This window comes from Parabacteroides sp., from assembly GCF_977054455.1.
The window spans coordinates 8,284-34,273 of record NZ_CDRTCT010000019.1 but is presented as its reverse complement, the minus strand read 5'-3'; the positions used below and the strand labels follow the sequence as shown (position 1 = coordinate 34,273).

Annotated in this window: 24 protein-coding genes; all 24 read right to left on the bottom strand. The window is 37.2% G+C overall.

The genetic code is table 11. The features are described 5' to 3' along the window. Positions 1-27: 27 nt before the first annotated feature. Complete coding sequence (locus ACW6QF_RS10905) at positions 28-2,223, bottom strand: peptidase domain-containing ABC transporter (RefSeq protein WP_456087852.1); 2,196 nt, start codon at positions 2,221-2,223, stop codon at positions 28-30. A 2-nt stretch (positions 2,224-2,225) separates the two neighbouring features. Further along, the gene (locus tag ACW6QF_RS10900) at positions 2,226-3,539 is read right to left on the bottom strand and encodes a glycosyltransferase family 2 protein (protein WP_456087851.1); all 1,314 of its coding nucleotides are present in this window, start codon (positions 3,537-3,539) and stop codon (positions 2,226-2,228) included. After that, the gene (locus tag ACW6QF_RS10895; RefSeq protein WP_456087850.1) at positions 3,526-4,782 is read right to left on the bottom strand and encodes a glycosyltransferase family 2 protein; all 1,257 of its coding nucleotides are present in this window, start codon (positions 4,780-4,782) and stop codon (positions 3,526-3,528) included. Before ACW6QF_RS10895 ends, ACW6QF_RS10900 begins: the two co-directional genes overlap by 14 nt. Positions 4,783-4,849: 67 nt before the next feature. Next, positions 4,850-6,004: a 6-bladed beta-propeller gene (locus ACW6QF_RS10890; RefSeq protein ID WP_456087849.1), complete on the bottom strand. Its 1,155-nt coding sequence runs from the start codon at positions 6,002-6,004 to the stop codon at positions 4,850-4,852. Further along, on the bottom strand, positions 6,001-7,230 hold the full coding sequence (locus tag ACW6QF_RS10885) for a TIGR04150 pseudo-rSAM protein (protein ID WP_456087848.1): 1,230 nt from the start codon (positions 7,228-7,230) through the stop codon (positions 6,001-6,003). The genes ACW6QF_RS10890 and ACW6QF_RS10885 overlap by 4 nt, the downstream gene beginning before the upstream one ends. Positions 7,231-7,232: 2 nt before the next feature. Then, positions 7,233-8,615, bottom strand: coding sequence for a radical SAM peptide maturase (locus tag ACW6QF_RS10880; RefSeq protein WP_456087847.1), 1,383 nt, complete (start codon positions 8,613-8,615; stop codon positions 7,233-7,235). A 137-nt stretch (positions 8,616-8,752) separates the two neighbouring features. After that, positions 8,753-8,923, bottom strand: a complete 171-nt coding sequence (locus ACW6QF_RS10875; RefSeq protein ID WP_456087846.1) for a TIGR04149 family rSAM-modified RiPP — start codon at positions 8,921-8,923, stop codon at positions 8,753-8,755. 113 nt (positions 8,924-9,036) lie between these two features. Next, positions 9,037-9,759, bottom strand: a complete 723-nt coding sequence (locus ACW6QF_RS10870; RefSeq protein ID WP_456087845.1) for a helix-turn-helix transcriptional regulator — start codon at positions 9,757-9,759, stop codon at positions 9,037-9,039. Further along, positions 9,759-11,000 (bottom strand): TIGR04157 family glycosyltransferase, encoded by a 1,242-nt coding sequence (locus tag ACW6QF_RS10865; protein WP_456087844.1) that lies wholly within the window; start codon positions 10,998-11,000, stop codon positions 9,759-9,761. Before ACW6QF_RS10865 ends, ACW6QF_RS10870 begins: the two co-directional genes overlap by 1 nt. Further along, positions 10,997-11,614: a lanthionine synthetase LanC family protein gene (locus ACW6QF_RS10860; RefSeq protein ID WP_456087843.1), complete on the bottom strand. Its 618-nt coding sequence runs from the start codon at positions 11,612-11,614 to the stop codon at positions 10,997-10,999. The genes ACW6QF_RS10865 and ACW6QF_RS10860 overlap by 4 nt, the downstream gene beginning before the upstream one ends. Before the next feature lie 16 nt (positions 11,615-11,630). Beyond that, positions 11,631-11,894 carry a glycosyltransferase family 2 protein gene (locus ACW6QF_RS10855; protein WP_456087842.1) on the bottom strand — a complete coding sequence of 88 codons (264 nt, stop codon included), beginning with the start codon at positions 11,892-11,894 and terminating at the stop codon, positions 11,631-11,633. Positions 11,895-11,934: 40 nt separating this feature from the next. Next, on the bottom strand, positions 11,935-13,362 hold the full coding sequence (locus ACW6QF_RS10850; protein WP_298552275.1) for a Gfo/Idh/MocA family protein: 1,428 nt from the start codon (positions 13,360-13,362) through the stop codon (positions 11,935-11,937). A gap of 13 nt (positions 13,363-13,375) precedes the next feature. Continuing rightward, positions 13,376-15,448: a TIGR04157 family glycosyltransferase gene (locus ACW6QF_RS10845; protein WP_456087841.1), complete on the bottom strand. Its 2,073-nt coding sequence runs from the start codon at positions 15,446-15,448 to the stop codon at positions 13,376-13,378. After that, complete coding sequence (locus ACW6QF_RS10840) at positions 15,445-16,677, bottom strand: TIGR04157 family glycosyltransferase (RefSeq protein ID WP_456087840.1); 1,233 nt, start codon at positions 16,675-16,677, stop codon at positions 15,445-15,447. Before ACW6QF_RS10840 ends, ACW6QF_RS10845 begins: the two co-directional genes overlap by 4 nt. Before the next feature lie 12 nt (positions 16,678-16,689). Then, positions 16,690-17,562, bottom strand: coding sequence for a hypothetical protein (locus tag ACW6QF_RS10835; RefSeq protein WP_456087839.1), 873 nt, complete (start codon positions 17,560-17,562; stop codon positions 16,690-16,692). A 12-nt stretch (positions 17,563-17,574) separates the two neighbouring features. Continuing rightward, positions 17,575-18,735, bottom strand: a complete 1,161-nt coding sequence (locus ACW6QF_RS10830; RefSeq protein ID WP_456087838.1) for a 6-bladed beta-propeller — start codon at positions 18,733-18,735, stop codon at positions 17,575-17,577. Positions 18,736-18,758: 23 nt separating this feature from the next. After that, positions 18,759-19,916, bottom strand: a complete 1,158-nt coding sequence (locus ACW6QF_RS10825; RefSeq protein WP_456087837.1) for a TIGR04150 pseudo-rSAM protein — start codon at positions 19,914-19,916, stop codon at positions 18,759-18,761. Positions 19,917-19,921: 5 nt separating this feature from the next. Next, on the bottom strand, positions 19,922-21,361 hold the full coding sequence (locus ACW6QF_RS10820; RefSeq protein ID WP_456087836.1) for a radical SAM peptide maturase: 1,440 nt from the start codon (positions 21,359-21,361) through the stop codon (positions 19,922-19,924). 120 nt (positions 21,362-21,481) lie between these two features. Continuing rightward, positions 21,482-21,664, bottom strand: coding sequence for a TIGR04149 family rSAM-modified RiPP (locus ACW6QF_RS10815; protein WP_456087835.1), 183 nt, complete (start codon positions 21,662-21,664; stop codon positions 21,482-21,484). Between the two features lie 118 nt (positions 21,665-21,782). Next, complete coding sequence (locus tag ACW6QF_RS10810) at positions 21,783-22,145, bottom strand: LytTR family DNA-binding domain-containing protein (RefSeq protein ID WP_456087834.1); 363 nt, start codon at positions 22,143-22,145, stop codon at positions 21,783-21,785. A 141-nt stretch (positions 22,146-22,286) separates the two neighbouring features. Next, positions 22,287-22,928 (bottom strand): polysaccharide pyruvyl transferase family protein, encoded by a 642-nt coding sequence (locus tag ACW6QF_RS10805; protein ID WP_456087833.1) that lies wholly within the window; start codon positions 22,926-22,928, stop codon positions 22,287-22,289. Positions 22,929-22,933: 5 nt separating this feature from the next. Then, positions 22,934-23,329 (bottom strand): DUF3244 domain-containing protein, encoded by a 396-nt coding sequence (locus tag ACW6QF_RS10800; protein ID WP_456087832.1) that lies wholly within the window; start codon positions 23,327-23,329, stop codon positions 22,934-22,936. Positions 23,330-23,538: 209 nt separating this feature from the next. Continuing rightward, positions 23,539-25,431, bottom strand: coding sequence for a tetratricopeptide repeat protein (locus ACW6QF_RS10795; protein WP_456087831.1), 1,893 nt, complete (start codon positions 25,429-25,431; stop codon positions 23,539-23,541). 86 nt (positions 25,432-25,517) lie between these two features. Further along, a partial coding sequence (locus ACW6QF_RS10790; RefSeq protein ID WP_456087830.1) for a PD-(D/E)XK nuclease domain-containing protein occupies positions 25,518-25,990 on the bottom strand: 473 nt, incomplete at its 5' end.

The following is a 25,990-nucleotide window of genomic DNA, read 5'->3' as shown; positions in this document are numbered from 1 at the left end:
ATATTATCCGTGCCTAATAACCATCATCTAATTGCCTAATTCCAATTGGTTCTTCACTAATTCGTAATATATTCCGCGTTTCGCCGTCAGCCCTTCGTGCGTCCCCTCTTCGGCTACGCGGCCTTTGTCCAGAACGACGATGTTGTCCGCATCCCTGACCGTGCTCAAACGGTGCGCCACCACGACCACCGTGCGGCCCCGGTAAAACCGGTGCAGGTGCTCCATGATCTCTTTCTCGTTGTTGGCGTCCAGGGCATTCGTCGCCTCGTCCAGGAAGATAAACTCCGGATCCTTGTACACCGCACGGGCGATCAGGATACGCTGCCGCTGCCCCTGGCTCACGCCGTTCCCTTCCATGCCGATCTTCGTGTTGTAGCCCAACGGCAACGAGTCGATGAACTCCCGGATATTCGCCACCGTCACGGCATGCAGCAGCCGCTCCCTGTCGATCGATTCAACCCCCACCGCTATGTTACGCGCGATCGTGTCAGAGAAGATGAAACCGTCCTGCATCACACACCCCGTATGCGCACGCCACACATGCGGGTTCATATCCTTCAGCAAGACGTTCCCCACACGGATCGCCCCCTTGTTCGGCTCGTAGAAACCAAGCAACAACTTGACAAGCGTCGTCTTCCCGCTGCCGCTCGCCCCCACCACAGCCGTCACCTTATGTTCCGGGATCGCGAGGCTGACATGTTCCAGCACATAGTCACGGTCCGCCCCGTCATAGCTGAAGCACACATCCTCCACCCGGAGCGTCCGCTCTTCCGGGAGCCGGTTCGTTTTCAAGGCAAGCGTCTGTTCCTCATCCTCCTTCTGATGGATCTCGCCGAGCCGCTCCAGGCTGATCTTCGCATCCTGGAACGAACGCGCGAAGCCGATGAACTGCTCGATCGGAGCCGTCAACTGCCCTACGATATACGTCAGCGACATCATCATGCCCAACGTCATTTCACCCGAAACAACAGCCCGCGCCGCCAAAAAGGAGATCAGGATATTGGTGGTCTGGTTAAAAAACACCGATCCGAGCTGTTGATATTGTTGCAGGGCCAAGCCCTTGATGCTTATCTTGAACAGTTTCACCTGGATGCGCTCCCATTCCCACCGTTTCTCCGTCTCGCAGTTGTTCAGCTTGATCTCCTGCATGCCCGTCACCAGCTGGAAAAGGTTGCTCTGTTCGCCCGCAGCCTGCGCGAACCGCTTGATGTCCAGTTCGCGCCGGTACTTCATAAAGGCCAATATCCACGCCACATACAACCCGTTACCGACCAGGAACAACCCCAATATCGTCAGGTCATAATAGGCCAATACAAACCCGAACACGATAAAATTGACAAACGAAAAAAGCGTCGAGATGGACGAACCCGTCATGAACGTCTCGATACGGTTATGGTCGCCGATGCGCTGCATGATGTCGCCCACCATCTTCGTATCGAAGAAATGCAAGGGCAACCGCATCAGCTTGGCAAGAAAATCGGAGATCAGCGCGATATTGATCCGGGTGTTGACATGCAGCAAGATCCAGCTACGGATAAAATCGACAGAGAGTTTGGCCACGAAGATCACCAACTGCGCTATCAATATCAAGGTAATAAAACTCAAATTACCGTCCCGGATACCCGTATCCACCATGCTCTGCGTCAGGAACGGCAGGATCAGTTGCAGGATGCTGGCCGTCAGCATTCCCAATACCAACTGGAACAGTTCACGCCGGTAAGGAGTCAGATAACGGAAGAAAAAAGACAAGCCTTTCCCTGTCCGTGTATCCTCCTCCTCGCGATCGTAAAAGTCAGGTCCCGGCTCGAAGAGCAAGGCTGCTCCCGTATCTTTTCCTTCCACAACGGTGCTGCACCAGCAACGCGCCAGTTCGGATTCTTCATAGACCAATTTTTGGGTAGCCGGATCGGCGATATAATATTTTCCGTTCTTTACCTTATATAATACGACGAAATGGTTCTGGTTCCAGTGCAAAACGCAAGGCAAGGGCACTTCTGTCCTGAGCTGTTCTAACGTTATTTGTACCCCCATCGTCCGGAACCCGATCCGCTCGGCGGCATCGCTGATGCCTAACATCGACACCCCTTCGCGCGTGATGAATGCCTGTTCGCGGAGGTACTGGATGGAATAGCTGCGACCGTAGTACTTCGCGATCATGCGCAGGCACGAGGGACCGCAGTCGGCGGATTCGAGTTGGTGGTAATAGGGGAATGATTTTATCATACTTACAAAGTAACTTTTACATATCGTTCTGTCTTACTTACAAACACATTCTCAAAAAGCACGACGGAACCCACTTGCAATAAATGACAAAGCAAATCATTTTCAGCAAAACCTCCAATAGATTCATCATAATATTTTACTCTTTGCAAAACATCCCGTCTAACAAAGACAGATGGCAAGAACAAATTTTTATCATCCAATGTTTCCCCTACAGCAACAACCTCTTGTTCCTCTTCCATAAATTCATACTGCGATTGCAACCGATCCGGAAAAGAAACATATCCGGACTCCATCATACAAATATATTTTCCTTTGGCCACGCCACAGCCGATATTCAGCAAAACATATTTTGAAAGTTCTTCCTTTGTTTCAATCCAACGAATTCTTTTATCTTCCCCATTTACAGATATGCCACTCTTATCCGTACAAACAAGAATCAACTCAAAATCTTCCCACGTTTGTTGCAATATACTTTGTATGGCCATACCTGCATCTTTTTCTACCACAGCCATGACTACCGAAATTGCACATGAACGGTCCTCCTGTCGTTCTATGCCTTTCTTCTCTAACCGCAAATGCCATCCAATATTTCTGAATCGTTCGATAACTTCAACCCTTTCTTTGTTAAACAAAGGTTTCAGATGCAAAGCATGTTCATCCGCCGAATAATATCGTTTCACATTCCCGGATTCAACAGGCACAATTTGACGGGGAACATAAGTCGGAATATTTCCTAATAGTTTGCACATCGCAGAAAAATGAATATCTTCACCATTATTACGGTACAACGGAGTTTGCGACAGAAAGTAAGAAATCCATTCTTTCCTAAAAAACCAAGCATTATTTCCAAAATCGACTTTTGTATCTTCCAAACAAAAACTATGTTGAAATTGATATCCGTCTCCAACAAATATTTCCGTTCGACACGTATCCGGCGACAATAATCTGCCATGAGGACTAATAATAGCATTTAAACGTTTACAGGCACTTAATGCATTCTCTATAAACATTTTTCCCGGAATCATATCATCATCCAGAATATAGACATAAGGAGTTTCCACCTGTGCGACAGACTCAAAACGCCCAAATACGCCAGGATTATTTTCCCAACAAGAGTAACGAACCCTATCCTTGTATTTATCTACAATCACACTAACATCAACATGATGCAGACTCTGTTGGACCCATATATGCGAAGGAACAACCGTTTGCCGGAATAAAGCCTGCAATTGTTCTTCCAGATGGTTACGTTTCCAAACGGTAAGAATCACAGTAATAGCATCCAATGTACACTCTTCTACTCTATTCTTGTCCATTAGCACCTAATATATAAGCGGTTTTTTCTTTGTAAGTATTTGACTGATGAAACTGTTCTATTTCAAAAAGGACTTCTCTATCCGGTACCTGTCCATTTTCTATTTTACCAATCAGACAATCCAATAAGAATTCCAGATTTTTCTCAAAAATACCCTTTTGTGCTTCTTGCCCCAACAGGCACCTACGGGATATACGAAGTCGCAAATAGTATAACCATCCATACCAGTCAAAATCTTCTTTATCGACTAAAACGCCAAGTTCAGCAAATAAAAGGCCGTCTATCTCTTCAAAAATTTCATCTTCATCACCTTTTATAAAGCCATTTTGTAACATATAGATCATACCACAAGTAATCCCTAACAAACCGCAATCCAATCGAGCCGGAATTGCAGCCGACAAAACAGAAAAAGCCAGATCCAGCAACTCATCTGCCTTTTGTTCATACCGTACATCACCAGAGTATAAAGCATACGTATAATAAGCAATCGCTTGTCCAATGGAAGGAACTGCCACTTCCGCCCTCCCCACTAAAGACTGATTCTCTTTTTTATAACGATTAATAAAATCCATTTGATACTTCTGCCGTATTTCATCCGCAAAAAGCTGTTGCTTCTCTTTGTGCAAAACCGATATTTGAAAAGGATGAGAACGATATCCGACCAAAGGTTCTGTTAAATTTTCAACCTTCCCTGCCGCAACCAGCCGACAGACCAAATCATAATCAGCCGAATAATAATATCGTTCGTTATAACCGTTTAATTTCAACAAAATTTCTCTTCGGATCATCAAAGAAGAGTGCACAAAACAATTATTATTCAATAAAGCTAACTGAATTTCCAAATAAGAAGACAGCCCCTTCCTTAAAACACCCCCAGGCAACGATATACATCCCGATCCCACCGCCAAAACATCCGAATGTTCTTCCAAATAAGCCACCTGCTTTTCCAACCGATCCGGCATGGCAATATCATCGGCATCCATAACAGCTATATATTTTCCTTGTGCCAGCTGCATTCCTCTGTTTCGGGAAGCATAATTACCGATATTAGAATTATTTCGGACAAGCACAATTCTTTCATCCAAGTAAAAACGTAGTACCAGGCTCGTATCATCATCAGAAGCATCATCTATTATGATAAACTCAAAATCAAAAAATGTCTGTTGTAAAATACTCCTAATTGCTTCATCAACCAATTCAGCCATATTATAAACAGGCATAATTATAGAAATTTTTACTTGCATAGTAATTTATTATATCAGGTAACACACATTATCCATCAATATATTTTTAAAAAATACTAATTTAGCCCTATTTCAAAGTAACGACTTGCAATACAGGATTATCCTCTTCTGATAAATCAGTCATTACTTGCCTCAATGATCCATCAACCCTTTTATTATACCTCATTTCTTCAATTAAAGTTCCTGCCGAAACATATCCTACTATTCGACTTTCTCCCCAAAAACGAGGTAAAATGGGATAACCATTTTGTAGGTCATCAGTAAAACCGTCTATTTTTGCAGAACGACCACGAATTCTACAAACAGAGTTATTTACTTTATTATACCAAGCAAATCTGCGATCATGCTGAAGATAAAAAAAACAAACATAGTTTTGCAACTCAAATATATCGTAAAAAGATAATTTATCCTCTGCTTCTTTATTAAATTCTCCAAGCCCTATATTTCCTTTTTTTTCAACAACTACGTCATCTAATAAACTCAAATTTTCATAACGCCCCAAACTCAAATTATACATCGGCGTCTTCTTGTCATTATCCAATCTGAAAATTACCGATTCAAGAGGGTTTTTATAATAAATAATTCCATTATATGTATAAATAATCGATTGAGAAATCAAAAAACTGGGATACTTCACATTTCCATCTCGAAAAAAAGGAAAAACATACAGTTCTTCACCTTTTTCATTACGTACAATTAATTCATTTGATTCTTGTTCATTATAAAAAAACATAGGATACATATAAAACAATTTATCATCTGTATTATAATAAATTAACTGCTCTCCATTTTCAGTCAATATATCCCTCATAAAATCACCATCAAAAGAATACACTTTAATTTTACCAGACAACAAATCATTCATATATATTTCTTCTTTTTGATTATCATATTTAACAGAAGAAATCATCAAAAACTCTTTAGGTCCTTGGCCTTTTTTGCCAATTTTTCTAATAAACTTCCCTTCCAATGTAAATTGATACAAATCTGAATCATCCCTAACAAATAAATATTTTTCACTAAATGAAATATCATACAGATCCTTCCCCAACAGGCAATCTGAATTCGTTTCCAACGCTATATATCTCACGTCAAGCGCAATATCACTCACATTTATTTCCTGGACATTTTCAATGCCATTAGCAAATGGTATTTCTCTCTCGTTCTCAGTAGATTGAACACAAGAAAATAACAAAAAAAGAATTAGGACTTTGAATTTCATAACAGATTAATACATTTACACAGCATATTTGTATCAAAAACTTTCTCATAATTACCTATAGGAGGACACATATCAACAAAAACACAGTTCTTACACTCCGTTTTACTACGTGTCAAAAACCAAATTGAATCATCATCTAATAAACATTTTTCCAACAAATCATAAATTGTATCATTTTGGATATTACCCAGCACTGGTAAGTTTATATTTGAATAAACATCACCATTTGGAAATATTGTTAATTCTCCAAAAGAAAAATTATTCAACATTTGATTTTTATATATATCTACAAAATTATATTTGCCCATTAAAATATCATCTTCATCTAAAAAAACGCAATCTTTAAAAAACGAATAATTCGATCCATTAAAATAAGGCACAATATCATATATGGATGGAACATTTAAAGATTTAAGTCTTTTATAAACCTGTAAATTTTCAATCAAAAACACAAATTTACATTTTTCATACTCAGCTATGAAATCCAAATCATCATTTGCAAAATCATTCAAATTAACAATTATAACAATTCTATTTTGGAAAAATTCTTTTATCTTATCTGTTATAGAATTTAAATTATCATAATTATAATAGACATAACATTTCTCCCTATATTTACCCAAAGCTAATAACAAATCATCCAAATTATAATAATTTGATATGTTACCACCTAATAAATTTATTTCAACCAAATTATCAAATTTATAACTTAATAATTTACTTACAACTTCAACAGGTAAATCTATTCCATATTCAAACTTTCGACAAGATAGAACCTGTTTATACAAATTTTCACAATTACTACAATCACATAAACAAACAGAAGAAATATATAAATTCAGTCTAAACAATATATTTTGCATAAATGCAATACTTGGACATTCTTTTGTCTTTCTAAAGTCATTTTTCACTTTTACAATAGAAGGAATTTGGAAAGGACTTATACGAAAATATTTTTCCTCCACTAAATCTCCCATATATTTCATTCTCACATTAGAAAAAAACACATCAAATTCACAAGTATTATAATTAGCAGAAAAATCCACTTTTATTCCACCATTTTTGCGTTCACTCTCAACAAGTAACAAAAAAGATAATATTGCAGATTCTTCAACTATAATAAAAGATGAATCCAGTGTATTATACAAAATAGCCCTTTTAGAAGTCACCTTCAAATAAACATAATATTCCAAATAAAACCAATATACACCTTTCCTTCCTTCCATATTTATCTAAATGTTATATTATCTAAATCCGAATAAATAGCTCTATTATGTTCTATAAAATTTATTTTTTCTTTAATAAACACAAAAAAATCATCCTTGCTCATATTAATTGAACATTTTCCTTTATGAAAAAAATATAAGCACATTGAGCAATTGAATAAAAACGGACAATTTTTACACTCATTTTCATAAATTTCCTGATACAACTTATTATATTGATTAGCAATTTTTTCAAAATCAATTTGCACAATTCCATCACTAATATTCCCTAAAGGATATTCTTGACCTATTTTTTCACATGGAAGAATCTTTCCTTGCACAGTTATAAATATTTTTTTCATAAAAGGACTACAAGTTGCAGTTGGTACTATATCTTTCTTACGACTACCAATAAACAACTCCATATAATTATCATAGTAAGAAAACATACTATTATAAAAAAAACGAGAATATTCCAATAAGATTTTTCGTTTAAATCGACCATTTTCTAAAACAAATTTTTCAACAGACTGAGTTTTATTTTGAAATTTATCAAAATCACTTCTTTTTAACGGATTTATACCTGATGGATTGAGAGGCGACATAAAAGGTTCTTTCTTATGTTTATTTTTAAAATACTCAAAAACTGCATCTTCTGTATTTCTATTATGTAAAACCGCGTTAAAATTCACATTATTACTATAATAATCAGGATATTTCAACTTTAAAACATTTATATTTCGAATAACTTTATCATATATTGGTTTATTCTTATGATCAACTCGATAGGAAGAAGCAAATTGATCACCATCAAGACTAATCAATAAATTAAAATTTTTATCAACCAAAAATTGCATATATTTATCCAACAAAACTGCATTTGTGGTCATATTATATTTCAGCTTAACCTTAGAGTTTGATTCTATATACAATATTATTTCTTTAACAAGTCCAAAATTAAGCAATGGTTCACCTCCATAAAACCCTATTGTTAAGTTATTATTTTGATAATTATAGTCATCACATTTTTTACAATAAAAATCCCAAAATGATTTTACAAGTTCAAAACTTAAATTTTTATTTTCACGCTTATCATAATTACTATACAATTCTCCATATCCACAATATTTACATTTGAGGTTACATTTATCAGTAACCTCAAACAAAATCTGAGAAGTTCCAACAAAATTACATTCAACATCCTCTTTTGATAAAAGAGAGAGAGAATTATCAGATTGTTCTTCTTTTAGCACTCCATATTCTTTTAAATAATTATATTTTTGTTGATAATACTCTTTTCCTCCAAATTCTCTTGTAAACAAAAATGGATGAACATATTGAATTATCCCATTAGAGATATCCAAAATATAATTATTGCCAGCAGAAGAGGTTACAATATCAAACATATTTTCTTTTATTTCGAGATTGTATCAAAAATGGGAAGACTGGAGCCGATATCTAACATAACCCCAAAAGTCTACCTGCTTATTTCAGATAAACCTGAAATAAGCAGGACTGTGGATTTCAACACAACCTCAAGTAATTACTTTGAGACATAAAGTGTCACTGCATTATCCATAGTAGCTGTAGCGTGGTTATCTGTGCAAATACTAACACAACCACACGCACCACCTTTTAAACGTGAAAGTTCTTTCACGTTTAACTTTTTCGAGCCTTGAATCTCGTTCAGTTTAAGTTTACCTAACTCTTTCATGCTTCTAATATTTAAAAAGATCAACATAAATACTACATATTGCAAATTTAATATTATACTCCTAACCTCGATTAGCCCAATTGGGCCTATTTGTATTTTCCAATCAATATTTATCAGAGTTCTTTTAATTTGGAATAGAGCATGTGAAAATGATTAACCATCTCAATAGATTCCTGCATTGAATGTGTTTTCAATTTCAAGAACAATGCTTTTATTTGATTCCGTATGGTATCATACCCTTTGCATAAAAGATCGCTCATTTCAATAGCACTTTTTCCTTGTTGACCAAACATCAGTAGCACCCTTTCGCGCTCTGTTAATACTTCTTTTTCTTTTTGCATCCAACGTTTCGTGATGAAATTATATTCACTAAAAATCAATCCATCTTTATAGTGCAAACACAAATGTCCAGATTCTTTACATGTTGAACTATCCACACAACAAAGCATATAGCGCAATTCATTATCGACCCAAACAGGTATCCCTCGGTGATAAACCATTTGTAAAATGGGATGGGAATTAAACGTATAGGTACGTTGCAAACGAAATGTACAGGAAAAACAACTTATCTCCCGATCTTCCTCTTTCCTATTCAGATATTGCAAAGTAAGCCTATACATATTCATCCATAGTGGCAAATCCTCAGCAAAGATCACTTTGGAATAAAAGTCATACCCCAATCTCAAAACATCATTGATAGAAAAACCACACAAAAATAAATCATCAGACTTGACATAACAAATCTTTTTTTGTTGCACATCCAACACATAAAAACTCCCTATGGCAATGGATGCAAATTGTTCGAAATATCGATCCAAGGCAAAAATTGGTTTCATCATTTACTCTGATCTAAGATTATCAAATCCAAATACTTTTTCCGCATCTCTTCTACCGAATATCTCTCTTCATAAGAAGAACGGGACAAACGTCGCATTTCATTCCGTTTCCACAAAGGTGCATCCAAGACTTTAAAAATAAGATCAGCCAATTCGTTTTTCACCTTTTCACAATACTCTTCCATATCAAACGTATAACCAGATCTGCCATTCTGCACCATTTCTTTCAGTCCGGTCATCTTTGACACTACTAATGGCAATCCAAACATCATCATTTCTATAGCCACATAGCTACATTGTTCATGCATGGAAGGTATCACCCCGACATCGGCTATCTGATAAAAATCATACAATTGCTCTTTATCTAAACGACCGGTGAACACCACTTTATTCCAATATGTTCCACAACAACTCAAGCAGAAAGAAAAGTTGCCCTCACCTATGACTACTAATCTATAATTTTTATTTTTTTGCAACAGTTCTCCAAAAGATCGGATAAGCATTTCAATTCCTTTTATTGCATCCAAGCGCCCAACGAATAATATAATCTTTTCTTCACAAGAAAAATCATACCGCTTTTTCAACAAATTTCGTGCCTCAACCGACAATATTTTTTTCTCATCTTTCAAACCATTATAGATCCGTACAAGTTTATCACAAGATATTCCATACATTTCATTCAACAACGAAAAAGTAAATTCAGATAGACAAACAACTCGATCTACAATTTGATATACCTCCTTTTCCTTTAGGAAAGAAAGATATACTTCCCGCTCCAAAGAAGATGAAACATCATCAGTTTGAATGATCGGCTTCAGACGTGCAACATCTCCGTTTAGACTGAAACACCAATTTTGATAATGGATAACAAAATAAAAGCGGCTATTGGGGAATCCATCTTTAAAAAAACGGATCAAAGGAAGATGATGGGAATAATTAAATATGAAAATCAGTTCGTTATTTTCATAGTAGTTACAGTTCGATCGTAGAAGGTAATAAATATTTCGCTGATAACTATCACTTTTATCTTCCATCGGGATACAAAATTGCGGGATACTATAAAGGTCATATCCCGACATCTCTTTTCTTTCAAAATGTTCCACGTCCGCACCAATAAGCACAACATGCAATGACAATTCAAATTTGCCAGCCAAACATTCTATCATTTGCCGAATATACGTGCCAATCCCATAGATAGAAGCCCTGCTGCTTTTTGCAAAAAGATACACCTGCTTTTTCATTCTGTCATTAATTTAAGTCCATACCCTGCATATCCATTATACAATCCCAATGAAGTGATTCCGATTTCTTCTAAAGAAGAATAGGCACATTGATCTATAAGAAAAAACAGATTGAACTTCGTATTTATCACTTTCTCTGAAACTACTTTTTGCCAATCGGATATAAATTTCGTATCGAAACAAGAAGTACTTTTTGGAAATGATAATCGAAAAGAAAGATATACAGACAAACCTGCGATTCCTCTTTCTAAAGAGCAGTTTCTTACTCTTAATAAATTTACCTCCATTATCTTCAAATCAATCTCTTCCAATATCTCATTCGGGTTTCCAACTATAAATTCATTTTTGAGTAAGTACAATATACTCCATCCGATACCGGATAATCCATTTTCGAAGTCAACACCAATACCATCATGAATCTCATTAAATATTTCATCCAACAATTTTTCGGCAAATTCTTCATAAACAGGATTTTTCGTATACTGCGCATATTTGTAAAAGAACAGTACAATACCGCTCTTACCATGAAACAAACTCAAGTCTGTCAAGAAGCTTGAATTGATTATCAAATGATTGGCAATTTGTTGTAATACTATATTTTTATTCTTATCCATATTAAAATTGTTTAAGTTATGATTCTTTACCATACAGTGAAAAATCACTTACTAAGTGTTCCTTTTGTTTCTCTATATCTATCGTTGTAGGATTACGTTCAAATATAATCTGCCGATCTTTATAACTATGAACTACTTTATCTGTTCCATCTTCCGATGCATCATCAATGACAATCAATTCAAAATCCGAAAATGATTGCTGCAATATACTATTGATTGACTGTCCAACAAACTCAGTCATATTATATACCGGCATTATTACAGAAACCTGTACTGGCATAGATTCAAATTAATTTTAAAATTAAACCATTTCATACAAATTACGGCATTGCCGGCAGATTCCAACCTGCACGATAAGTATGTTTGATCAATTCGGCGGCAAATTCTTTCGCATGAACCGGATCCGACATTTTTGCATTGAATGAAGGATGTCCCGCTTTGATTGTAAAACCGTTTACGATCATCTGCCGGATTTTTTCATCATCGCTGATATTTGTAAATTGCATGTTCGGCCCGTCCCACTCCAATCTTTTATTCAACGATTGCAGACGGACAGCCAATATTCCCATCAAGATCATTTCGTTAAATAGTCCTGCCTCCGAAAAATCCGACTTTGTTTTCACCCGATTCTCCGGGCTTTCCTTGCAGGCGCGTACCCAATCCTGTTCATGACCGCCATCCATCGCCCGACCTATACGGCGGATTGTTTGGGGGACATCCGGCACACGCCCGGACAACAACCACGGCTGAAGGCCATAAGAACCGCAAAGTAAAGTGTCTTTCGTGCCATGAAAAATCGTCACTCCACCAGCTATCCCCATGAGCGGACGTCCCTGCGGAAACCCTGCCGGACGTTGGGGCATAAACCCACCATCATACCAATGTACCTCGACTTCCGGAAAATCCACTTTCGGCATCCCTTTCCGTGCCGGATACACGAATTTCACATATTCCGACTGCGGGGCACAATCGATGAACAAGGGTGAAGATGCAGCTTCCACTGAAACAGGATAACCTAATTTAAGCGCTTTGAAGGCAGGATGCAAAACATGGCAACCCATATCCCCCAAAGCACCGGTTCCTAAATCCCACCAACCACGCCAGTTCCACGGATGGTATATCTTGTTAAACGGCCTCATTCGAGCAGGGCCGATAAACAAATCCCAATCCAATGTCGCCGGAATTTTGTGTGCTTTGGCAGGCGTTTCCAATCCTTGTGGCCACACAGGGCGATTGGTCGCCACTTCGACCTTTGTCACTTCACCGATCTCACCGTTCCAAATCCATTCACACACCAAATCAATATCATCACCGGAAGCACCTTGGTTTCCCATTTGCGTGGCCACCTTGTATTCGGAAGCCAATCGGGTAAGCAATCTCGATTCATAAATCGAATGTGCCAACGGCTTTTGGACATACACATGTTTGCCCAATGTTATGGCAGTAGCTGCAATAATAGCATGTGTATGATCGGGAGTCGCCACCATAACCGCATCGATATCCCGACCCATCTCATCAAACATCCGGCGAAAATCCTTATATTTTCCAGCTCGCGAAAAACAATCCAAGACCGGCTTTGCATATTTCCAATCCACATCACAAAGAGCAACGATGTTTTCCGTCTCAAAAACATGCTGGATATTGGTGATTCCCATACCGCCAATACCTACGACAGCTATATTCAGTTTGTCCGATGGAGCTTTATGCCCGTGGCTTTTGCCTAAAATAGAGTTTGGTGCGATCTGCATGTTATACTTTATTTTACTTATAATTCTTACGCAAAGAAACGGTTGCCTCGGTCGGAAAATCATCCGGAACGGGTTGTGTCACTTGACCGGTAGCTGCCCATTCAGCACCGCGAAGCAATGTAACTTGGAATCCGGTACACTGCATGGCGACATTATCGTCAAGCGAATTTCCGGCATGTCCCAAAGTCGTATGGAAAATACGCGCTTCTCCGTAATCGACCGTAAACATCGCCAATTCATCCCGTCCGGATCCTTTCGTTGTTGGATCGGAATATCCCCAAAACAAAACATCTTTGACAATACCCGGACCACGCATCCGGTCATACAATTCATCCTGTGCATGCCGCCATGCAGCAGGAAGGCCTTTCGTCACCGGATGTTCCGGATTGCCACAATGAAGCACAAACTCATGCCGGCAACCATGTGAACCGGCACATCCGGAAGATTCTTCATCATACACCAGACATCCGTCTTGCTGATAGATATAAGAACCTGCCATCTCATCACGTCCACCCCAGCCCCCAAAGCCGATGATCCGATTATATTCTTTCCAATCTTTGAAAGCATTGTTCGCAGCATGGTAAACCACCACGCCACCTCCCTTTTCCACAAACTCCAAAAAAGATTTTTCCGTCTCTTCCGGCCATCTGTCACCATTATAATCGAGAACCACCAACTGATAAGATGTAAAATTGGGGCTGAAATTCGACATGATCTTTCCTCTTTCAGGCGATATAGCGACATTGACCGTAAAAAGCCCGGAGTTCTCAAGAATCTGCTTGATTGTAAGGTGGCTGACTTCCCAATTATGATTGCTCTGTCCGGTTACGATCAAAACTTTAATCTTATTATCTTTATCATGTAAGCATGATTCATACATTTTCAACATATTCTCCCGAAATATATCTGAAGAATAATAATTAAGATACCTTCTACGCCCGTTTTGCCCCATCTGCTTAGCTTCAATTGGATGTTGCAGTAGGTATAATATCTTTTCAGCCAATAGCGAACTATCAATTTCTGCTCTATCAGCATGCTCTATCACTGGAATGTGTAAGCCAGTAACGTTATTTTCTATCATTTCATACAAGCCTGTAGAAGTACTGCCTATAATGGGTAATCCATGCATCATCATTTCTATAGCCACGTAACTACATTGTTCGTGAAATGAAGGCATAATTCCTATATCGGCCATTGCATATAGTTCGTAAAGTTTCTCTTTGTTTATCAATCCTGTCCAGATGACATTCATATAAATATCTTCACATTCAATCAGGAAGGCATCAAACTCTCCATTTCCGGCAATGATGAAACGACATTCCGGATACATCTTTAATACTATTTTGAATGCCCTTAAAGCATATTTTAAACCTTTTATATTGTCTAATCTTCCGGCAAACAAAAAAATGGGAGCATCGGATATACCATATCTTTGCCTTAACACGGATTTTTCAACACTGATTTTACTATCAGTAAGCCCATTATATACTACTGTGATTTTATCCGGTTTTATTTTGTAATCATCTTGCAGTACAGACATTGTCTTTTTCGAAAGACAAATAATATGATCTACGACATCAAAAGTCTCTTTTTCTTTTTGAAAATCGTCTTTCAAATTGTCAATATACTTACGCCCCTGAACAGTTTGCTGTGTTTCCCATAATTTCCTGAAATGAGTCAAATTGCCTGACAGTTTGAAACCCCAATCTAAATAGTGTATAGTCAATACGATCTTGCAATCAAATGCCTTTTTTAATTCTTTTGCAAATTTGCTGTTATGGTTGGCATTCAAATGGAATATCAGATTACTTTTATCCTCAATGTATAATTGCAGCAGATATACAATATTTCTATAATACAAATCACTTAGGTGATCAGTTACCATTTGTTCTATAGGCTCCGGAAAATACCATCGCTTTATGCCATCGCTTGTCTCCTCCACTCGCATTTGAGGTATGTGTGCCCTTAAATTAACCACACATACTTTAATCCTACTACGACAAAGCGCAATGGTTAGTTCACGAATATAGGTTCCAATCCCATATACCGCAGCTTCGCTTGATGTATGAAAAATATATAGGTTCATTCCTGGAATAAAGAATTATATGTTTTTACCATATTGATACGGAATATTTCCGAAGTATAATTGTCAAGATACCTTTTCCGTCCGTTTTGTCCCATTAGTCTGGCTTCGATCGGGTGTTGCAACAAGTATATAATCTTTTCCGACAATAACATGACATCTATTTCCACACTTTCAGATAATATAGTGAGAGGTATTTTCAACCCGCAAGCATTATTAACCACTTCATTTAATCCCGATGTAGTTGTGGCTACCACAGGCAATTCGTGCATCATCATTTCAACAGCCACATAGCCGAATGGTTCGAATAAGGATGGTACAACCCCAATGTCTGCTATTTGATAGATTTCATTCAGCTCTTTTTTATCCAATAATCCGGTAAATGTTATTTTCGTGCAAATATCTTTAGCCTCCTGGAAACATATATCATAGTTACCACTACCGGCCATTATGAGACGGCAATTCGGATATTTATTTAACACTTCGCGAAAGGCTCTGATTATAAAAAACACCCCCTTGATTTCATCAATGCGACCGGCAAATAGGATTATTTTTTCTTCAACCGATATATTCCATTTCTTTCGAAGAGCCATATTATCGATTAACCTATCGGACATATCCCGTAAACCATTCGGAATGACAGATATTTTAGCGATATCAATGCCATAATTCTCACACAAAAGATCTTTCATATAGCGTGTCATGCAAATAACGTGGTCAACTGTTGAATAATAGCTTCTTTCCACCTCAAACATCGTTTGCAGCCTTTTCTCCAACGCATCCGGATGCATTTGTTTCAAAATACGAGATAACCGTTCGGGGTTGTCATAAATGGTAAATCCCCAATCGAAAAAGTGAGAGACAGCTACAAGTCGGCAATCAAACGCATTTTTCAGTTCTTCTGCCAATTTTCCGCTTTCAAAGAAATTCAAGTGAAATATCAAGTTTCTTTTGTCTTTGATATGCAGTCTAAGCAAATAAACGACATTCCGATAATACAAATTCCATTGTTCTTGATCGTTTATCGTTCGCCGGTCCGATATGGCTAAAGGGAAGTGCCAATATGCAACTCCATCTATCTGCTCTGTTCCTATTTGAGGCTTTTCAGATATCAGATTTATTACACAAACATTTATACCACAATCTTTCAATGCAGCAACCAATTCATGGATATAAGTACCGACACCAAATACCGCTCCACGACGGGTTTGATTGAAAATATATAAATTCATATTCAATGCAAGTTACAGTAGATTCATCCATGATATATTTGTTCGATCCAATGCAGCCAAACGTATCATACCTTCACCTGCATATCCGCTAAGAAGCCCTGTACCAATGGGAGGTTTTTTCATATCCAAATCCGGGATTTGTTTCAAAACAATATCGATTTTATCTTGTATCGGTTCATGGAAATAACGATGATGTTGATAAACGCGCACGACATTGCCAACAACAGACTCCTGTAATCGGGGAATAGCCTGGATAAAATTTGGTGATTCTACTCCCCATATCCTCCGACATTGTTCCAAAAGTCCGAAACAACAATCAAAACCGGATATTTTTTGCAAATCATATAAAAAGCAATACACATCTATTTGCTCTTCCACAGATATATCCGGTAATTTTTTTTCAATCAATTCTACTATATATGTTAGACATTCACGTGCCAGTATTGCAGGTGTAGGGTAATTCAGCCGTGTCATCCAATATCGCCCGTAACCGGTTAATCCGTTGTATTGGCTGAAATCCAGCCAAGGATCATATTTCACCGCCCGATACATTCTTCCATCAAAATCTTCACAAATATCATCTTCTATGTCCAGAAAATTATTCCGGATCATGTAATCGAAACCAACACCAATCCCGGCTACCCCTTTTTTATAATTTGCTTGACTATTGACATGTAATTGATTCAATATCTCATCAATCAAGTCCATAGCATAATCAGCAAACAACATATTATTTGTATATTGTGCATAATGAAAAAAGAAAATAGCAATCCCCATTTTACCATGCAGCAAGCCCGGACATTCGGTTAATGTACCGTTAAGCATGAGCATATCGGTAATTTGTTGCAGATCTTTTTTTATTTGAATGAAATTGTTTTCCGACATTGGCAATATTTTTTACTTTTTAGACTTCACCAACATAACCACCCGATTATCATCCTCATCCAATCTTGCGGCCACTTCCTTTAGTTTGCCTTTTAACTTTCCCTTTTTATAGTCCCGGCAAAGTTCGAAAGCATTTAGAGTCGCCCATAATTCGCCTTTGGAATTGATAGGGGTCAACATAGACATATAAAATTCTTTTTTATATGTATAATCACCATTGTATGCTGTATAACTATAAAAATCCTTTTCATGTGTATCGTACACAAAGTACGTTCTCGGAAAGCCTTCTTTTTTACTGAAATCATATACATTCTTTATACTTTCCATGAAATAATAACGATTGGAAACCAACTTTAAAACTAAGAAAAATTCCGGATTCATAGTGTGGATAGGAGGTGTTCGTACGATAAACGGCCGCAAATTGTAATCGGGCATTAATGTGTAGATCGTATCTGATGAGGGTTCTAACAGAATCCAATTGCCATTAAATGGGATTATTCTACTGTATTCACCCGGTCCAGCAGCTCTTGTTCCTCCTTCATGTCTTAAAATTTGAAAAAAGAGTTTTTTCTCTTTAAATGGAGTTTTAATTTCTTTGGTTACACCTCCGTCTTCTTTTGATATAAATAGGAATGGAATTTCGTCATTACATTCATCGTAACAAATCAGATTTTCTTTATCATAATTAAATATATCCCCATAAAACTGAGAATTTCCACTATCTTTTTGCTTAAAACTTCGCTTAAAATTCCCCTCTAAATCATAAACTTTTATTTTCTTTGCATGGTGATCGTTTACAAACAGTTCTTCATTTTTTTCATCCAACGTAACACTTATAAAAGATATATATTCTTCCCCCCCTTGCCCTTTGCGATTTATCTTACGGATAGCTTTCCCGTTTCGGTCATACACAAAAATATCACCATCTTTTCTATAATTTGTCGCTATTATATATTTTTCACCAACCGCCTGTACCACTCCCTGATTGACAAACTCATCGTTTGTTTCCAGCGGAATATATTCCACATCCATGAAGTCTTGAAGAACCAGTTCTTTCTTGGGGTAAGAACCTTTAGTTACATCTACTGTTATAAAACCATCAGTCGAGGAATTCTCTCCACACCCTGTCACTACAAACAGGATGATTATTTCTATAAAAATTAATATTTTCATCTGCATATCATTTTATTTTTTGTTTATTCCGTCATTTTTATATGACATAGGTTAGAACGTCCGATAGCTATCTCATAATTGGATGGAGACGGGCAAATCCATTGATAAACACAATCAGAGCATGGAGCTTGATCACGAACACGGAGCCACGATTTGCCTTCTTCCACTTCTTTGTGTAAGATTTCATGGATATTATTGGTATAAATATTCCCCAGTAAAGGATGATTAAGATTGGCATAGACATCCCCATTAGGCAGGATGGTGATTTTACCAAAATCATACAAATTCACAGCCTGACGTGCGAAAAAATCTTTCATAGTCATAGGGGTGGACAAAATATCCTCTTTTGAAAGAAAGACCTCTTCCTTAAAAAAACGAATATTGTTTCCGGTATAAATGGGTTTCAATTTGTACTTATCTATCTGATATTGTTCAATGAGGCGTTCAGACTGTTGAATATCATCTTCCGATGATACCTCAAACACAAATTCCACCGGTAAAGTCTGACTAAGTAAGGTCTCCATTGCGTGATTCCATCGTTCCACATCTATCGGAATACTAACAGAAATCTGATATGAAAAATTATTCTCAAAAATCGGTTGAAGAGCTATTACATTTTTATAGGAACACAATAGATTCTTCGGTGAAGAACAGTGGTCCAGATAAGAGAACAATTCACCATAATTGGGAACCTTTTCCAAATTTCCGACGATATTAAATGTCAGGTTTTTCGGAAGCGTTGCCAAGAAATGAATTAGCTCCGTTATATTCGTCGTTGCATCTATATGTAAAGATATTTCAAATAGTTTTTCCAGTATATTTTTGTACGAAGAAAAATTATTTTTCTTGTATAGTTCCTGTTCCTTTGAATAATTGTAAAAGGGCAATATCTGAACCGGTTTAGCATTCGATAAAGAAACCTCTATTACATCCCCCATGAATTTTTCACGAAGTTCGCAAATAAAACGATTGACCTCTCTTTGTTGGTATTGCTCATTAGTCAATAAAGCCACACCGCAATTTTCTTCTTGAAGAGTTTCACGTAATATTCCTATAATATCATCATGGGTTGACTCGATTGTAGCTCCGTCAAGCGTATTATATAATAAAGCGTGTTTATTTTTTATATCCATAAACACATAAGGTTCAATAGTAAACCAATAATCGGGTATGTTCTTCATAATCTTTATTCTATTACTACATTTTTTACTATTTCAGCATAATCTTGCGGATATTTCTCAAGGAAAGTGAATATATCCCCCAATCTATTCTTAAAATCCTTCTGATTTTGATGATATTGACAAACAAATCCTTCTTCATTTGCTTTATCTATATTTTCAATATGAAACAGACAAGAACCACAATATTTATAAGCATAACAAGTCCGACAAAACTTTTGGATATGTTTATAATAAAAATTGTATTGCCGCGTAATTTCCGGTATATTAAATTCTATATCTTCATCCACTTTTCCCATCGAATACCGATAGTCTATTCTTTCACAAGGCAACAGCTTGTTTCGATTGGTCAATAAAACCTTTTTAGAGAAAGGTGTACAAGTACTTGTTGGCAATAGCTTTTCAATATTATACAATAATTCTCTTATATTGGATATGTAATAATTTATCGAAATATATTTCAGATAATTTGTTAACTCCGTGTATGACAATGAATTTTTGTGTGTTAAACGAGCCAACTCGGAATCCACCTTGCGGAATTCGGCATCGCTGTCTGCCACACTGTGATACATACCGTTAAATCGATCTCTATTGCACGGCCTAATATGCCTTGTATTTAATTCTGATATTCTTGGTATTTTATTATACCGTGCATAAATAAATTCATAAATTTCCTTTATTGAATTTCTATCATGCAGAACGGCATTGAAAGACACATTCTTTAAAAAATATTCCGGATAATCTCTTTGGAGTATATCCAAATTATCAATTACTTTTTGAAAAGAATTTCTATTATCCTTACTAAAGACCCGATAACTATGGCATTTTTCATTACCATCCAAACTGATTAACAAACGAAAATTATTGTCGACCAAAAAATCCATGTACTTATGAAGCAACGTAGTGTTAGTTGTCATGGTATATTCGAGAGCAAATTGTTTGGACAGGTTCAATTCTTTAGAAAGCGCTACAATTTGTTTGATAAACGTCATATTCAAGAGTGGCTCGCCACCATAAAAACTAATTGCCAATTTATCATTTTTCCTCTTGGGCTTATGGTCAAAAATAAATTGCAACAATTGAATGGCCTTGCGAATATCAATCTTTTTACTGATTCTTTCATCATATCCATCATACAATTCCCCAAATGCACAATACGTACAACTTAGATTACAAGAATCTGTCACTTCAAACACGACCTGCTTGATATTCTTTATATTGTCTTCAACTATTGATTCTTCCAATACCGCAAACTCAGCCGTTTTTGGCTTTGTAAAGAATCCATGCGCTTTTAAATAGGCATATTTTTTCACATAGTACGAATCAACATCCGTCGATTTTTCAGATGCTTTCTTTAATTCCGGATGCGCCAATATAGATAATCTGCTCTGATCATCGTATATGTATAGATTTTTATTTCCTGATGTAAAAAAAAAGGATCGTTTCATATTAGATTATATTAGTTGTTATAAATGCAACCAACATGATATCTATTGGTTGCATTTTTTTAATAACCAAAATTCATATTCGTCACAAAAATGAATTCCAGTTTTTGAACAGAAAAATGATTAATAGTGGTAGGCCTTATTGTTGTCTTTATAATTACTGTAATAAGTCCAATCAGAGGTTCCACCACAGTCACCACAATCACCACTTGTGCATCCACACCCGCCTTTTAAGGCATTTAGCTTACGTCGATCCAATTCTTCTTGACCGAATTGATTCAACTTGATTTTACCAACTTTTCTCATAATGCTTTCTATTAAAAATTAACATGTTTACAATATTAGCCATTTCCTCTTATACCACCCAATTAATTTAAGCCATTATTACCGAACGCATGTTTTTCGCTACCGAACGTACACTTTATTAGACCTTATTCGGATTAGCATGCGAAAGGAAAGCCGCTCGAACAGCTTTTTCTCTGCGTTCGCTTACTTTGTACACTGAACCATTTTTCAAATGAATCCAATATGAACCACCTTTGAATATAAATTCAGATACATGGTGCATATTGACAATGACTTGCCGGTTTATTCTTGTAAAATCACTTTGCAACACAGATTCTATTTGGATCATACTTATATGGACTAAAACCTCATTATCTTTAAATACCAGCCAAATATTGGGTTTATTGTACACAAGTACAACCAAATCACTACACCAAGATGTTTTCAGACCATTCTTATAAGGATAAATGATCATATCGTCTCTCACTTCTATTGTATCCATATCACTCGCCCTTTCTTAACTTTATCTATAATAAATGCAATCAAAAAGCAGCAACTCTTTCCTGCATATGTTGAAAATCACTTATTAATCGTTCTTTCTGTTTCTCCATATCTATCGGTGTCGGATTCCAATCCACTCGCTCTATATCCTGTAACGTATGGATTTCCACACCAATATCCCTAACCCAAGAAGTTCTATAATTATCCGGATTATTGAAGAACACGACCGGTATTCCCATCGCTTTATCGCGTCCCTGTTTTTACCGGGTATGACATGTGTATAATAAACAGCCTGTTCTTTCAATTCAGCCGGAAGAGGGATGCCTTCACCGTCTACAACAATGACTTTATCACAATTTTCTTGATATTCTCGTTTGGGCAATGTCAGTGTAAAGCAAAAACTGACAAAAGTTTTCACTCCCAACTGTGACAAACGATCAGCAGTATAAGGATCACGACATCCAATAGGCTCGTATCGTTTCAGGTAATTGACGATCTCTTTACGGGAAAAATAGCTCCAACTCTCATTATAATCCGTAATATGAAATCCCCAAAAGAAGGGAGTTAACATATCGGATAGCGGTAGACAGGTTTGCGGATGATGCGAAAACCATCCATTCATCACAATCGACATGGGAACGACAGGATTGGCATAAGCCAATGTATCCCTATCGAACCGCTGCTCTATTGCTGGCAATAACCGTTCTACCGCTACCGACTGGATAGAATCTCCCAGATTATTCAATCCTCGATATTCGAAACCGGCAAAATGTCGTTCTCCCATCAGGTTCAGTCGATCGCTCCTTCCAATCGATCTCCAAACTGGTTGGTCAAAACTAATTGGTATGCCTCTCCCGGATCCAATGCCCCTATATATAAGGTAGCCGGGCAAGAACCTGCCTGAATCGTTTCATCGCAGATATTTTCTACACCATTAGATAATGTAACATGAATGGTCGAACGAGGGGAAAGGCTCTCGACATAAAGACAGGTTCCGTCCCAAGAGACCGAGACAGGATACTCTGCCTCCACAGATCGTTTATCCTCGAACCATTTTCCTTGCAACGGGATTTTCTTTTTTTCTTCCCCGTCCAATCCGGAAGAGGCGAATAGATTTTGTACACTCAGGATGAAAAGACATCCCACTAATAATGTGATCCAATTGTTTAAATTAATGTGCTTCATGGTTTCATGATTTTTGAGATAAAAGTATACAAGAGTGAGCACATCTACATGGACATTTAGTGCAAAAACAGTCTATTCCACCTCTATGTCAACAGTGCCATAATTCATTAATTATAAACGTCTTATATCACATTCGATTTGAAAACGCCAAAAAGCCCATGCCACAACTTATTACATAACAGAGCCTTAACGCCAATGGACACTATATGTTAAAAAGTATCGATATATGCACCCAAACCACCTTTGTCCCACTTTTCTTTACCAAATTTAGTACTTAAACGTCGCTTTCGCTTGGCTAAAGCATCTTCTTGCACAGCAAGGATTGAAGAAATTTCTTCATTCGTAAACATCAGCTTCACCAAACAACACAGCTTCAAATCTTCATGATTTAATTGAGGAAAAGAGGTTGATAACCGATCTATAAGATTTTTGTGCAGCAAGTTAACAATCAGGAAAAGTTCAGCCCACTCATTGTCTTGAAGAGGTGCTTTTTCTTTTCTCATTTTTATTATTAAGGCAAATGAAACGGCATTAAGGGTTTCCTGTGCTTTATCTATGTTCAATTTACAAATATTTTCCCGCAACAAACGAATTGTCTGTTCAAAATCCAGATTTTTCTTTTCCAGTTTTTTGTTTTCATCGATCAACATGGATCGGCACTTTTCCATCTCACAAATACTAACAGATTTCATTTCTAATTGTCTTGACAAATCATCTACATCCTTTTTCAGACCTTCTCCTCCTTTTAATAACGCCATTGCATTCTGCAACTCACGTAACCCTTGCTGTGAGGTTTCTAATTGATCGGACAAAAAAGTGATTTCAGACAGATTTTTTTTCTGTTTTTGTACGTTTACGTCCAATTTTTGCAGTAACGTCTCCTGCTGTGCCTTTAAGTCTGAAATAAGTTGTATTTTATCTTTCATACGTCTTCGATTTTTTTTCATCTTTACAAAAGCAGCCCATGAAATAGCAAACAATCCGATTAAACTTCCTCCAACCACATAAAGAATATTTAATTTCAATTGCAGATTTTCTTTCTGCATCTTCTCATAATCATACTTGGATTTAATCTCCATAATAGCTTTACGGCTCTCTAACTTTTGAATGGAATCGGTGTACATCCGATTCATATTATTATAGTGAACTGCTTTCTCATATTGCTTCATTTCCTCATACAAAAGGTATAAACATTGGCATCCACCTGCCAATGTATACAGATTTTCAGACTGAAGGGTTTTATTCAAATACAGAATAGCTTCATCATACTTTTCTATATGCCGATACATATCTCCTGCCGTCAAATAAAACTGCTCCAAATTACCTGTTCTATTATATTCATCCTCATCTGTCTCCAAAAGTAGATCCTCATAATTCGTAATTTTATCACTTCTATCGGCATTCACACATACAGCGACATATTCATTCATAGCTAAATTTGTAGCTTGAGAATCCTTTATCCGGGTGGCGATGGACAGTGCCTTTTCATAATAAGACAGGCTCTGTTCCCATTCTTCAGACAGACCATAAGCTCTTCCCAGATACGAATAAGCAAAAGAAAGACAAGAACTGTCTCCAGACTGAATAGCATATTGATAGGATTTTTGGTAAACCGTTAGAGCTTCCTTTGCTAAATCCTGTTTTCCATACAATGTCCCTAACCGGGAAGAGATAAGGAACAACAAATTATAATCCAGACAGTCTTTTCCGACATCAAAAGCTTTCACAAACAATTCCGCTGCTTCTTCTATTTTTTTTTGATCCTGAAAAACACGTCCTTTATAATACAAAGATTTTGCATATTGCAACGGATCTTTCTGTTTCTCAAAAAAACGTACCGCCACATTGATCACCGAATCCGACGTATGCTTCACATAATTCTTATCCCGCGCCTGCGTGACCAGCAAACACCAGGTGGCATAGTCTTCCTCTGAGAGTTTTTCTGGAAAACGGACGGATTCTAACAAAATCAACGAACTGTCCGGATGGCCCGGCATGAGCGTTTCTGCTTCCTGCAAAAGAGGTAAAACATGAGAATGCTTTTGGCAAGCGATCAGGCCAAAAATCAGCAATAGAAATATGGACGATATAAGTTTTTTCATCGTACTGCTTTTGTTATTTGCAAATGCAATATTACCTATATCCACTCATATTCCCTTATTATTTTGTTGACATTTTGTTGACTATATCAGTTTTCCACTATCCACCTCTCGATATTACGGGTCTCGGAGGAAAAATTCACACCGATCTTGACTATCTGCCGCCCATCCGAGACAAAGGGTTGGATATATTGTTTTTCGTTGATTTGATGCAAGGCCTCCTCTGCCGTCCCGTTCAACTTGAATTCCATCACGTAGATATAACGATCCGTTTGTAAGACCAAGTCGATACGTCCACGGTTCGTATGATATTCCACCTTGGTATAGAGTCCGATCAGACGGAAGACGATAAACAGGACGTTCTGGTAATGAAGTTCGGTATCACGATCCGGCTTCAAGCCGGTAATCGTCTCGTAAGGGGTGTCGGCAAAGAAACTTTGCAGACGACGGAAGAAGGCATCATAGTCACCTGAACGGATTTCCCGAATAAAACGACTGATTTCAAATGGCGTTTTCGAGGCACTCACATTGGCATAAAAAGGCAACAGGTATTTGACAAAAC